The organism is Pedobacter humicola (genome assembly GCF_056490705.1).
Map to the genome: position 1 here is coordinate 21,317 of NZ_JBWJIG010000018.1, position 12,608 is coordinate 33,924.

At 38.1% G+C, this 12,608-nt stretch carries 16 protein-coding genes; 13 read left to right on the forward strand and 3 right to left on the reverse strand.

The features are described from left to right. Positions 1–36: 36 nt before the first annotated feature. The 4 genes from AC04Q1_RS22365 (at position 37) to AC04Q1_RS22380 (ending at position 2,276) form a co-directional block, all read left to right on the forward strand. Positions 37–1,086 (forward strand): AI-2E family transporter, encoded by a 1,050-nt coding sequence (locus tag AC04Q1_RS22365; RefSeq protein WP_478366769.1) that lies wholly within the window; start codon positions 37–39, stop codon positions 1,084–1,086. Positions 1,087–1,157: 71 nt separating this feature from the next. Beyond that, the gene (locus AC04Q1_RS22370; protein ID WP_025142262.1) at positions 1,158–1,424 is read left to right on the forward strand and encodes a YtxH domain-containing protein; all 267 of its coding nucleotides are present in this window, start codon (positions 1,158–1,160) and stop codon (positions 1,422–1,424) included. A gap of 50 nt (positions 1,425–1,474) precedes the next feature. Beyond that, complete coding sequence (locus AC04Q1_RS22375) at positions 1,475–1,852, forward strand: phage holin family protein (RefSeq protein WP_316844738.1); 378 nt, start codon at positions 1,475–1,477, stop codon at positions 1,850–1,852. Then, on the forward strand, positions 1,839–2,276 hold the full coding sequence (locus AC04Q1_RS22380) for a hypothetical protein (protein WP_478366770.1): 438 nt from the start codon (positions 1,839–1,841) through the stop codon (positions 2,274–2,276). The genes AC04Q1_RS22375 and AC04Q1_RS22380 overlap by 14 nt, the downstream gene beginning before the upstream one ends. A 174-nt stretch (positions 2,277–2,450) precedes the next feature. Here AC04Q1_RS22380 and aspS read toward each other — a convergent pair whose 3' ends face one another. Beyond that, positions 2,451–4,196: an aspartate--tRNA ligase gene (gene aspS, locus AC04Q1_RS22385; protein WP_478366771.1), complete on the reverse strand. Its 1,746-nt coding sequence runs from the start codon at positions 4,194–4,196 to the stop codon at positions 2,451–2,453. 134 nt (positions 4,197–4,330) lie between these two features. Here aspS and AC04Q1_RS22390 point away from each other — a divergent pair, with 134 nt between their 5' ends. Continuing rightward, positions 4,331–4,663 carry a type II toxin-antitoxin system HigB family toxin gene (locus AC04Q1_RS22390; protein WP_478366772.1) on the forward strand — a complete coding sequence of 111 codons (333 nt, stop codon included), beginning with the start codon at positions 4,331–4,333 and terminating at the stop codon, positions 4,661–4,663. Next, entirely contained in the window at positions 4,660–5,019 is a 360-nt protein-coding gene (locus AC04Q1_RS22395; protein WP_478366773.1) for a helix-turn-helix domain-containing protein, read from the forward strand. Before AC04Q1_RS22390 ends, AC04Q1_RS22395 begins: the two co-directional genes overlap by 4 nt. Here AC04Q1_RS22395 and AC04Q1_RS22400 read toward each other — a convergent pair whose 3' ends face one another. Then, on the reverse strand, positions 5,020–5,424 hold the full coding sequence (locus AC04Q1_RS22400; protein WP_478366774.1) for a hypothetical protein: 405 nt from the start codon (positions 5,422–5,424) through the stop codon (positions 5,020–5,022). 473 nt (positions 5,425–5,897) lie between these two features. Here AC04Q1_RS22400 and AC04Q1_RS22405 point away from each other — a divergent pair, with 473 nt between their 5' ends. From AC04Q1_RS22405 to AC04Q1_RS22425, 5 genes are all read left to right on the forward strand, one after another. After that, the gene (locus AC04Q1_RS22405) at positions 5,898–6,407 is read left to right on the forward strand and encodes an RNA polymerase sigma factor (RefSeq protein ID WP_478366775.1); all 510 of its coding nucleotides are present in this window, start codon (positions 5,898–5,900) and stop codon (positions 6,405–6,407) included. Then, on the forward strand, positions 6,400–6,927 hold the full coding sequence (locus AC04Q1_RS22410; RefSeq protein WP_478366776.1) for a hypothetical protein: 528 nt from the start codon (positions 6,400–6,402) through the stop codon (positions 6,925–6,927). The genes AC04Q1_RS22405 and AC04Q1_RS22410 overlap by 8 nt, the downstream gene beginning before the upstream one ends. 155 nt (positions 6,928–7,082) lie before the next feature. After that, positions 7,083–8,369: a hypothetical protein gene (locus AC04Q1_RS22415; RefSeq protein WP_478366777.1), complete on the forward strand. Its 1,287-nt coding sequence runs from the start codon at positions 7,083–7,085 to the stop codon at positions 8,367–8,369. A 68-nt stretch (positions 8,370–8,437) separates the two neighbouring features. After that, the gene (locus AC04Q1_RS22420; protein WP_478366778.1) at positions 8,438–8,983 is read left to right on the forward strand and encodes a TlpA family protein disulfide reductase; all 546 of its coding nucleotides are present in this window, start codon (positions 8,438–8,440) and stop codon (positions 8,981–8,983) included. 118 nt (positions 8,984–9,101) lie between these two features. After that, positions 9,102–9,731 (forward strand): Pr6Pr family membrane protein, encoded by a 630-nt coding sequence (locus AC04Q1_RS22425; RefSeq protein ID WP_478366779.1) that lies wholly within the window; start codon positions 9,102–9,104, stop codon positions 9,729–9,731. Here AC04Q1_RS22425 and AC04Q1_RS22430 read toward each other — a convergent pair. After that, positions 9,728–10,618 carry a bestrophin family protein gene (locus AC04Q1_RS22430; RefSeq protein ID WP_478366780.1) on the reverse strand — a complete coding sequence of 297 codons (891 nt, stop codon included), beginning with the start codon at positions 10,616–10,618 and terminating at the stop codon, positions 9,728–9,730. The two genes, AC04Q1_RS22425 and AC04Q1_RS22430, sit on opposite strands and share 4 nt — an antisense overlap. Positions 10,619–10,765: 147 nt before the next feature. Between AC04Q1_RS22430 and AC04Q1_RS22435 the strand changes: the two genes are divergently transcribed. After that, a complete protein-coding gene (locus tag AC04Q1_RS22435; RefSeq protein ID WP_478366781.1) occupies positions 10,766–12,289 on the forward strand; it encodes an MFS transporter in 1,524 nt (507 codons plus the stop codon). Between the two features lie 11 nt (positions 12,290–12,300). Next, entirely contained in the window at positions 12,301–12,552 is a 252-nt protein-coding gene (locus tag AC04Q1_RS22440; RefSeq protein WP_478366782.1) for a DUF6814 family protein, read from the forward strand. Positions 12,553–12,608 lie beyond the last annotated feature (56 nt).

Genomic DNA, 12,608 nt, shown 5'->3' on the forward strand with positions numbered 1-12,608 from the left:
TTTTAGCATTTAAAGAATACCTTTTATCTAAATCACATGTCTGTATTCTCCTATAAACAGCGTAACAACATTAACCTTGTCATTATTATTGCGCTTGGGGTATTAATTGCATATTCCTTGCAAAGTATTTTTAGTGCCATTTTAAGTACTTTGGTACTATATACCATTATGCGTCCTGCCTACATTCATTTGGCCGAAAATAAAGGGTGGAATAAAAGACTGGTTGCCATCTTTTTGATTATGATAAGCATTATTTTAATCGTTCTGCCGTTTTATGCTTTAAGCAGCATGGTCATCAGTAAAATATCAGAACTGAGAAGTAACGAAATTTTCTTTAAAAACCTGTTGGTAAAATTACAGCATCTTGTGCCCATTAAGATCAATCAAGATTTAATACAGGAAGGTATGAACCGCTTGGGAAGCTGGGCTACGCAGCTCTTCCCTTCGCTGATATCGAGTGCAGTAAATATTATACTAAGTTTATTGGTGATGTACTTTTTACTCTATTTTATGCTGATCGAGCGTAAAAAATTCGAATTTTCTTTAGTAAAATACGCCCCTTTCAGAGAACAGAATGCACTTCGTTTTGGTGATGAAATGAGGAATACGACCTATGCAAATGTTTTAGGCCAGGGATTGATCTGTTTGGTGCAGGGATCACTGGTGAGTATTTCATTTTATGTTTTAGGATATAAAGACCCTGTATTTTGGGGCGTAATCACCACTTTTATTTCATTTGTGCCCGTTTTGGGACCACCAGTAGTTTTTGTTCCGGCGGCGATATTGCAGATCGCGAACGGCAACAATTTTGCGGGTTGGGCAATGCTCATCTTCGGCTTTGTGGTCATTATTAACATCGATAATGTTTTGAGGTTTATCATTGCAAAAAAAGTTGGCAACATTCACCCCATCATTACAGTAATTGGCGTAATTATTGGTATTCCTTTATTCGGAATATTGGGACTGGTTTTTGGCCCGTTGTTATTATCTTATTTTATATTGCTCGTTAAAATTTACGAAACCAGTACGCTTGCATCAGAAAGATTGGAAAGAATTAAAACAAATAACGAGCATAGCGAGTTATAAATATAGCTTAACAATAAAATAATGTAGTAGTTTTATATTTAATAATTGTTAAACCCTTAAAATACATAATTATGAATGATAACTCAAAAGTTGTAGTTGCGCTTTTAGCAGGATTAGCTGCAGGTGCAGCCCTAGGAATTTTATTCGCACCAGATAAAGGTGATGAAACCCGCGATAAATTAAGTCAATCGTTAAAAGATTTGGGCGATTCTATCAAGGATAAAGCTGCTGACGAAATTAACAACCTGGCCAGCTTAAAAGACAAAGTGGTAAGCTCAATTAAAACAAAATTAAGAAGCGTAGAAGAAGAATATAGCGACGACGTAGAGCACGCTTAATAAATAATTGCATAGCCGGGCGTTTTGCCCGGTTAAACCTCATCTGAATTATGCAGGAAAATAAAGATAAAAGCATTGAAGATCTGGTAGACGACGCTAAAGGCTTTTTGGAGGCCAGAGTCGAATATACCAGACTTTATCTAGTAGAAAAAGTATCGAAAATCTTTGCCGATTTAGTAACCAGTACAGCGGTTATTGTTTGTTTTATCCTGGCCTTTTTATTTGGCTCGGTAACGTTAGCACTTTACCTATCTGATGTATTGGGTAGTTACGCAGGAGGCTTTGGCTGTGTTTCCTTATTTTATATACTCTTGGCAATAATCGTTTATTTAACCAAGGATAAATACATAGAGAAGGCGATTATTAATGTTGCCATTAGAAAATACTTTGATAAACTTGCAGATAAGGAGGAAGATGAAAAGGTATAAAAACATCCGGAACCTGGAAGACCTGCAGGCTAAAAAATTAGAGCTTAAGGTGGAGTATACGCTTAAGCAGAATATGCTTAAATCTGATGCAAAAACTTATTTCCACCAATTTACATTGGGGGCACTGATTAAAAGATATGCCACACCAAGCAATCTGTTCAAGGCCGACGAAAAATTGAACATTAGCGGAACGGCTATGTCATTACTCTTGCCCATGTTCATGAATAAAACGCTATTCAGAGGTGCGGGTTTTTTAACCAAAGCTGCCGTTGGCTTAATATCCGGTAAGGTAGGCAAATCATTGGATGCAGAGCACATATCAGCAATTTTTAACTCAGTTAAAGGCTGGTTTGGCAAAAAGAAAGAGCAAAAAAGCAAAAAATTTATCGATTATGGCATCCCGCCTGATAGCGAAACATATTAGTTTAATGTTTCATTTTGCCATTGATTTATTCGTTAATAAAGTGCAAAAGATATCATAAAGAAAGCCTCAGTATTTAAAATGCTGAGGCTTTCTTATTAAAGATAATAGTATAATTATATTGGGAGCTATATATACATCCAGCCCAATGAACCAATGCCCACTGAACGCATGAACCTATAAATCCGTTTTAATTTTCAGTTCTTTCAACTGTTTATCATCAATCGTACTCGGGCTATCAATCATTACATCCCTGCCTGAATTGTTTTTAGGGAAGGCAATAACATCGCGGATCGAATCCAAACCTGCGAAAATTGAGGTTAAGCGGTCGAAACCAAAAGCGATACCACCATGCGGAGGTGCACCAAATTCGAAAGCATCCATTAAAAAGCCGAATTGTTTTTGCGCTTCTTCCGCACTGAAACCTAAATGTTTAAACATTAAAGCCTGTAATTCCCTATCGTGGATACGGATCGAACCACCGCCAACTTCTGTTCCATTGATTACCATATCGTAAGCATTGGCACGTACATTTTTAGGGTCGGTATCCAATAATGCAATATCTTCCGGTTTTGGCGAAGTGAACGGATGGTGCATGGCATGGTAACGTTCTGTTTCTTCATCCCATTCTAAAAGCGGGAAATCCAACACCCAGAGAGCTGAGAAGGTATTCTTATCACGCAAACCTAAACGGGTACCCATTTCTAAACGGAGTTCGTTTAACTGTTTACGCACTTTATCGGTAGATCCTGCCAAAACCAACAATAAATCGCCTTTTTCTGTTGCAAAAGCTTCACTCCATTGCTTAAGGTCTTCTTCGTTGAAGAATTTATCTACAGAAGATTTAATGCTTCCATCTTCGTTATGACGGGCATAAATTAACCCGGTGGCACCGATCTGCGGACGTTTGATAAAATCGGTTAATTCATCCAATTGTTTCCGCGTATAACTTGCAGCACCTTTTGCATTGATACCCACAACCAATTCAGCGTTATCAAAAACAGGGAAACCTTTTCCTTTTACCAAATCGTTAAGCTCCACAAACTGCATCGCAAAACGGGTATCGGGTTTATCTGAACCATATAAACGCATTGCATCTGCATATTGCATGCGCGGTACTTCCGGCAGATCGTAATTGCGTACTTCTTTAAATAAAGTACGGATCAGGCCTTCGAAAGTATTTAATATATCTTCCTGTTCGATGAACGACATCTCGCAGTCGATCTGTGTAAACTCAGGCTGGCGGTCGGCACGTAAATCTTCATCTCTAAAACATTTTACAATCTGGAAATAACGGTCGAAACCGGATACCATCAACAATTGTTTAAAGGTTTGCGGCGATTGCGGCAAGGCATAAAACTCACCCTCGTTCATGCGGCTAGGCACTACGAAATCCCTTGCACCCTCTGGAGTAGATTTAATTAACACAGGTGTTTCTACCTCGATAAAATCTAAAGCATCTAAATAACGGCGAACGGATTGGGCCATTTTATGACGTAAAACCAGGTTATTGCGAACCGGATTACGGCGTAAATCCAGATAGCGGTATTTCATGCGCAATTCATCACCACCATCGGTTTCATCGTCGATCATAAAAGGAGGTAATTTCGCAGCGTTCAAAATCTCCAGCCCAGAAATTTTAATCTCTACATCACCGGTTGCCATTTTTGGGTTTTTGTTGCTTCTTTCTACAACGGTACCTGTGGCTTTAATTACAAACTCGCGGCCTAATGAACGTGCAGCTTCGCAAAGTTCGCGGTTATCGTCCATGTTAAAAACCAACTGAGTAATACCATAACGATCGCGGATATCGATAAACGTCATACCGCCCAAATCTCTTGATTTTTGTACCCAACCACATAGCGTAACACTTTCGCCTAAGTTATTTAGGTTTAATGCACCACAAGTTACTGTTCTTAACATATATTGTAATCTAAATTGAGCGGCAAAAATACCGATTTTGTTTTAAAGTTAATGCTATGGGCGAAGGTTTTTGAGCTACGTTTTTTTAGCGATCAATAGTTTTCATTTTGAAAACTATTGATTATATTTGAATAATGAAAATTTTAGTGAAGAAAACTATTTTGTACTATGTTAAAGCCTACCCTTTGGCTGAAATACCATTATTAGTTTGGTTTCACGACTTTAGTAAAGTACAGTTTGATAATTTCAACCAGCTAAAAAGTACTTATGGAAGTGCAAGTGTTGTAGCAAACAACCGCGTTGTTTTCAATATTAAGGGTAATGATTTCAGATTAGTCGTATCTGTGAATTTCATACAGCAGGCCTGTTATGTGATTTGGTTCGGAACACATAAAGAATACGATAAAATCAACGTTGAAACGGTTGCTTTTGACACTAAAATTTTAACAGATAATGATATAAAATGATGAATTGGAAAATACTAAAGAACGAAACCGACTACAATAAAGCATCAATAAGATTGATGGAGATTTTTCACGCGGCACCAAATACACCTGAGGGTGATGAACTGGAATTATTACTTGTTCTGATAAAAGATTTTGATGAAAAAAATTACCAGCTACCAGAATTGAATGCATTAGAGGTTATTAAATATAAAATGAAAGAAATGGGGGTAAAAGCTAAAGATCTGGAGCCAATTATAGGTAGTAAAGGGCATGTTTCAGCAGTATTATCAGGAAAAAGAGATATTACTTTAAAAATGGCGCAAAAACTAAAAAACTATTTTAGCATCCCATCTGATGTATTTCTCCATTCTGCTTAATTAATATTTCTCCTCTAATACCACTTCTACAGCAATTACTTTCCATTCGTCTTTAACATTTTTCCAATGGTAAATTTCTTCGGTCTGGATGGTCTGTTTTTTTGAAAAGATCAGCAGGTTAGGTTTTAAAATAACCGATTTGCGTGCTATTTTCTCCGTAAAAATTTCATCTTCCACAGCAGATTTAATGCGGTAATAACTGGTATGGATTTCTTTGATTGTGCTAAAATATTTCATTAAATCAATGGTAAAATCGCGCTTGTTCAGGCTTTGTTTTTCAAAAGGGGTAAAACTCAAAGCATCATCAAATATGGCCATATAAGCATTTGTGTCTTTGTTTTCTAAAGCCTGGTTTGCTTTCTGGTGTAGCGCGTTAATTGCTGAAAGGATTAAATCGGTTTCCATGGCATGAAGTTAATGGTTTGTATCAGGGTTTTCAAATTTATGATGATCTGGAAACTGATTTTCCACAAATTCGAAAAGTATAGAAAACCTGACAGTAACCCCATTTTTATTTGCCGACGGATGAAAGTTTTGTTTCCTGCACAGCCCCTGTGCAATAAACTGATTGGACGGATGCCAATTTCCTTCAAATTGGCAGGAGGAAAAGCAGGACCAGATCAGCCAAAAGCGCAGAACCCTTCATTTCCTAATAATGATCAATTTTCATTAAAAAAAACACTTGTTAATAGGGAGAGATGCTTCCTTACTCAGCATGAAAGCCAATTTGATCCCATATTAAAATAGCATTAACATTATTTTGATTTTTTTTATACCTTGATGCAACGTTTTAAAATCCCTTATGTCTTATAATCAGAATATTCGAAATTTTGGAAGCCGTATACATCGATAAGAACCTAGAACTCGTAAAAAAATGCATGCAGGGCAGCCGTGCAGCACAGTTTGAATTGTACAAGCTGTATGCCAAGGCCATGTATAATGTGGCGCTGCGCATTTTAAATTACGAGGAAGAGGCCGAAGATGTTTTACAGGAAGCATTTTTGGATGCTTTTACCAGAATTGTAGATTTTAGACAGGAAACCACTTTCGGGCTTTGGCTAAAGCAGATTGTGATCAACAAATCCATCAACTATCTGCGTAAACGCAAGATGGAATTTGTAAGTACCGATGAAATATCGGAAGTGCCTGATGAGGATAGTTTTGATGACAGTGAAGTGCGCTTGCAGGCTGACGAAATTAGAATGGCCATTACCCAATTGCCAGATGGTTACAGGGTGGTATTAAGTTTGTATCTTTTAGAGGGCTACGACCATGAAGAGATTGCACACATTTTAAAAATAAGTGAAAACACGAGCCGCACACAGTATATGAGGGCTAAAAAGAAGTTAAAAAGTATTTTAGAACAGAAAGGGATGAGAGATGAATAACAGATTAGAAACCTTTGTAAAGGAAAACCGTAAAGCCTTCGATGTAATGGAGCCATCGGCCGCACTTTGGGCAAAGATTGAACTGGAATTAGATACAAAAAAGAAAAAAAAACCGCTAAAGCTATATTTATGGATGAGTGCGGCGGCCGCTGTCGTGGTGGTTTTCGGTTTAGTTTGGTTGTACGCCGCAAGGTTGCAAAACAAAGATTTAGAAATAGCCGACGTTAGCGCTTCATACGCCAAGAAAGAAGTCCACTTTGCAGGTTTAATTACCGAGAAAAGAGATAGTCTGGCCATTTTTGCTTCTGCAAATCCGGAATTGTACAAAAAATTTACTGCAGACCTGAGAAAGCTTGACGAAGATTACGAAAGATTAAAAGCAGAACTGCCAACTTCGCCCAATCAAACTTTTGTGGTAAAAGCCATGGTTAAAAACCGCGAAATACAATTACAGTTATTAAAACAACAATTATTAATTATAAACCAGGTTGACGATTACAAAAGAGTTAACCAGATTTAAGTTAAACAGTAGCCTAAATCAGTCTCGATACCTGATTTTCGCTTCTTGATACTTAATTCAACATATCTGATACTAAGAAGAGAACGCTCACCACATTTAAATTGCTTATGACCAGCCGGCAGGTTTAAGCGCTTAGGTGTTTAACGATTAACAACATGAAAACAATAAAAATATTTTTAGCCTTTATGGCTTTAATCGCCGTAAAAATCCACGCGCAGGAAGCTGTGGTAAATAGTCCGTCAGAGAAAGTAATTATGGAGAGTGCGGAGAAATCGTCGGCATTGGCGATGGTGAATACCTCAAAGTATAAACAAACGGGAAGCGATGCCGAACGTTCTAAAACTTTTAGTAAGAGTTTTAGCGTAGACAATAACGATAAAATTAATTTGAGCAATCAATACGGATCGATCACCATTAAAACCTGGGATAAAAGAGAAGTGCGTGTTGATGTAGACATCAAAGCCTATAGCAACTCAGACAATGATGCGCAAAAACTGATTGATGGCGTAAGTATTGATGCCACTAAAAACGGTGATGTGGTTTCTTTCAGGACGAACATGGGTGATAGAAACGGACGTTACGGCCGTGGAGTAAAAAATGGCGTAACCACCTGGCGAAGAGAAGTAAAGGTAAATTACGTAGTATATATGCCCTCAGTAAACCCTTTAACGGTTTCACAGGAATATGGCAATGTAGAACTGGGTAATTTTTCTGGTCCAACTTCTTTAAAAGTAGAATATGGAAATCTGGTTGCGGGCAATTTGAGTAACGTAAACAATTACATCAATGTTCAATATGGCAAATGCGATATCCAGGACCTAAATGCTGCTGTGGTAAAACATGAATACAATGGACCGGTAACCATTGGTGCTGTGGGTACCTTACAACTTGATGCTGAGTATGTTGCCGTAAATATCAATACCATCAGAAAATCAGCCGATATTAAAATACAATACGGCAGAGGCCTAACCATTGGCACCATTGGAGGTAACCTACTTTTAAATTCGGAATATGCCAAAGTAAATATCAATACGGTTAGAGGAAATACGGTTGCTAAACAAGCCTACGGCGATTTAAACATTGCATCTGCAGGCAAAATAGCCGTAAATGCAGAATATTCTAATGTTACTTTAGGCACGCTGAATGGTGATGCAAACATCAACATGGACTATAACCGCTTAAGCATAAATGAAATTACCCCAGCCTGTAAAAACTTCACCTTTGGCGGCGAATATGTAAGTATTGGATTGGGTTTTGCAGACCGTTATAATGCCAATTTCAACGTTTCTACATCTTATGCAGGCTTTAAATATGGTTCGAATGTAACCTCGAACATGGTAAGCAAAGATGATGAAACCAAAAAATACTCAGGCAAAATTGGTAGCGGCGGCGCAGCGAATGTCTCTATTAAAACCGAATACGGTTCAGTTACCTTTAAATAAGAATTTCCAAACCAAACAAACCATAAAGTCCTGCCATGTTGGTGGGACTTTTTTTATATTTAGCATCTATGAGAATTAATTTGATCATTTTGCTGTCTGTTTTTAGCTTACCCTTATTGGCACAAGATGCCCCTGTTAAATGGGCCACGCAAGAAACTTTCTTCGAAGATTTAGCAGGTAAAGATATACCCTCATTTAAGGGATTAACCATTGATAAAAAGCCTTTTTCCAATACTGATTTAAAAAATCAGATTGTGGTGATTAATTTCTGGTTCGAGAAATGCCCGCCGTGTATTGCCGAAATGCCTGAACTCAACAAATTCGTAACGAGGTATGGTGCGAATGGTGTGCGGTTTATTGGCATCACCCACGATACTCCGGCAAGTGCCAGGCGTTTTCAGCAAAGAAATGGTTACAAATATGAAATCGTATCCTTAAGTAAGGATGAAATCCGAAAACTAAATATCAATCATGGTTTTCCATCGAATATTTTGGTTGGGCAGGATGGAAAAATCGTATATGCAACAGCTAATATTTCTTTTTCAGATCCTCAGTTTAAAGCTAAATCGGTGACTTTAGAAGAAAAATTAAAGGCAATAATAACAAGCAAATAATAAATCCGGGAAACGGGAATAAAAAGAGCTGAGAAAGAAATAAAGTCCGTTAAATTTAATTCATTCCTATTAATTTCTTAATTTTCTGTTCCTTCGAGCGTAGTGGAAGTGTAAGCCTATGGATTTAAAAGAAAATTTCAGCCCTTTTGTGATTTGCGCAGCCATTCTGGTATGGTTTTCCTTAGGGCTGCAATTCGGTGTAAGTTTAGCACTTTCGGGCGGAGATTATCTGGCCACACTTAAGGTATTTTTATCTTACTTCACTGTAACCACCAATATCATTGTGGCCATTTGTTTTACCTGGCTATCGTTCTTTAAACAAGGCCGATCCGATCATCTATTTACAAAGTCTTCTACCTTAACGGCCATAACTGTATATATTGTGGTGGTTGGTTTAATTTATAATGTAATGCTCAGGGGCCTGATATTGCCAACAGGCTGGGCAAGAGCGGCTGATGAACTTTTACATGTAGTAAGTCCTTTGGTTTTCCTGATCTTTTGGCTGTTTTTTGTTAAAAAGTCGAATCTACAATATAAACAGGCCATCACCTGGCTTATTTATCCATTGCTTTATGTTGTTTTTGTAGTGATTAGGGGTTACCTCATCAATAAATACCCTTATCCATTTATTGATGTAGTGCAACTGGGCTATCCTAAAGCTATTCTGAATGCAATAATCGTCATCCTTATCTTTTGGCTCTTATCTCTTTTATTCATCTTTATCGGAAATAAAACGGAAAAAGCTTAAAGAATATATTCATCATTGATAGGCTTAACCGGCTCGGGGATATTGTCTTCTTCGAGCATCTGCAAAAGATTGATCTCTATGGTTCTGGTGATCTGGTTAAGGGGAACACCTGCCGAATTATTTTCGAAGGGATTAACCAGGCTCATGCCGTTAATCTGTGTAGAAACGAATACAAAACCGATCAGCCAGCCCAAAAATATAGCTGCAGGACCTGCATCCTGACTGATTACAAGGGTAAAGGTAACCACAAATAACCAGATAAACACCTTTGTTAAGTAGGTATAGGTGGTTGGAAATATGGTATTCTTGATGCGTTCACTCATCCCCATGGAATCGGAAAAACGGGTGAGCATTTCGTTGATTTCAATAAACCGGAAGCCATCAACAGCATTTGCTTTCGACAGTTTTTGCAAATCTCTTGATTGGATATTTAAAATCGCATTATGCTTATTGTTATGTTTTTGAATTTCTTTTAAATCCGCTTCAGAAAGGTATTTAGTATAAATTTCGTCGACAGTACCTCTCAAATTGGCTTTTAACGCATATAAAAATGCAATGTGTCTGTAGATCATGCGCTTTACACTTTCTTCGTCTTCATCAACATAATTGATCAAAGCCCTTGCAAAAGAGCGCGAATCGTTTACAAAAGCGCCCCATATTTTCCGGGCTTCCCACCACCTATCGTATGCCTGGTTATTGTTAAAACCAATAAAAAAGGCAATTGCGGTACCCAACACGGTTGGTATAATGGATGGAATGGAAAAATGATGGGCAATTAAGTACTCACGAACGAAATAAGCGGCGGTACAGGAGGCGATCATGATCAGATCAACATGCCAGGTATTTCTTAAAATTCTACTTAACCTGATATTTTGTATTAAAAGCATATATTCTTGGAAAATAAATTCGTTACGGATGAAAATACAAAACTAAAGCCGAAATGTTTGAGATTGTAACAAATTAAATGACAGACAGTACAGGTTGCCAATTGTCATGCAAATGTTTATCTTGGGAAACCAAATATTCCTTTTCTTATGAGCGAAACCCTACCCAAGAACAATATCTTTAAAGTAATTGGTGCATCATCTTTAGGCACACTGATTGAATGGTATGATTTTTACATTTTTGGTAGCCTTGCGGTTATTATAGGACATCAATTGTTTCCTGAAGATGCAGGCGCATCTGCCTTAATCAACACCCTGGCGATCTTTGCTGCGGGTTTTATTGTACGCCCCTTTGGTGCATTGGTATTTGGCAGGCTTGGCGATTTAATAGGCAGGAAATATACCTTTTTACTCACATTGGTATTGATGGGTGGATCGACATTTTTTATCGGTTTAATCCCTTCTTACAAAAGCATTGGTTATGCTGCACCAATTTTGGTTTTAATATTGAGGCTGATCCAGGGTTTGGCCCTGGGTGGAGAATACGGCGGGGCTGCCACTTATGTAGCGGAGCATGCACCTAAAAACAGAAGGGGCTTTTTTACGAGCTGGATTCAGACTACCGCAACTTTAGGACTGTTTCTTTCGCTGGGCATTATCGTAATCACCAAAAATATTTTAGGGGCTGAAACTTTTGGCGACTGGGGCTGGCGGATTCCTTTTCTTTTATCGATCGTATTGGTTGTGGTTTCGATTTATATCCGCATGAAAATGCACGAATCGCCAATGTTTTCTAAGCTAAAAGCGGAGGGTAATGTATCTAAAAATCCATTGAAAGAAAGTTTTAACAATAAGGCGAATTTTAAAATGGTACTATTGGCGCTATTTGGTGCCACGATGGGTCAGGGCGTGATCTGGTACACCGGTCAGTTTTATGCACAATCTTTTTTGGAGAATACCTGCAAACTGGATTTTAACGACTCACGGTATATTTTGCTTTGGGGAATTGCCTTTGCCACACCGTTTTTTGTGGTATTTGGTGCCTGGAGCGATAAAGTGGGCAGGAAATGGATCATGTTAACCGGAATGCTTTTGGGAATCCTTTTTTACCGCCCTATTTATCAAACTTTTTTGGACGATACGGATTACACCAAAATTGAACAGGCAAATATTTTATCGTCAACACCGGCACCGGTAAGCGCTGTCCTGATCGCGAACTCAGCAGATAGCTTAAGAACGGTTTCTTCCAAAGTAATCCTTAAAAACGGAGCCTCTTTTAAGAAAGTTCAAACCGACACCGTTTCTGCAACAAAAGGTATTCTTTTAGGTAAAGAAATACTGAAAGACAAAGTTTTGCCCACTCCTGTTTTCTGGAAATTTGTCGCCTTAATTTTCTTTCAGATTTTATTGGTAACCATGGTTTACGGCCCTATTGCGGCCTTCCTTGTTGAGTTATTTCCAACTAAAATCAGGTATACTTCAATGTCTTTACCTTATCATATTGGCAATGGTGTTTTTGGTGGCCTTGTTCCATTCATAGCCACTTTGATTGCCAGTTTTTCAGGTTCCACGCCACTCTCGGGGCTTTGGTATCCGATAGGTATCGCAGCTTTAAGTTTAGTGATCGGAACCATTTATTTATCGAACAAAAGAGACGAAAACATTAACGACTAAATACCAAGAAGATGAATACGTTAAAGAAACTTTTAGGATTGATTTGGATGGTTTTAGGCCCATTAACCATGACTTTTCTGTTTATCCAGGCCATAGATAAAGTAGGATTAACCCATACCGATATCGAGCGCACCAATACGATACTGCAATGGGCAATTATCCTCTTCATTTTCCTTCCAATTAGCTTTGGATTAATGATTTTCGGCTTTTACGCCTGGAAAGGTGAATATGAGCGGTTGCCGGAAAGTTCGGAGGATATTTAGTGGTTTTGTGTTGCACAGACCACTGAGATATGTTTCGCCACAAGAAAGTTTTCAGT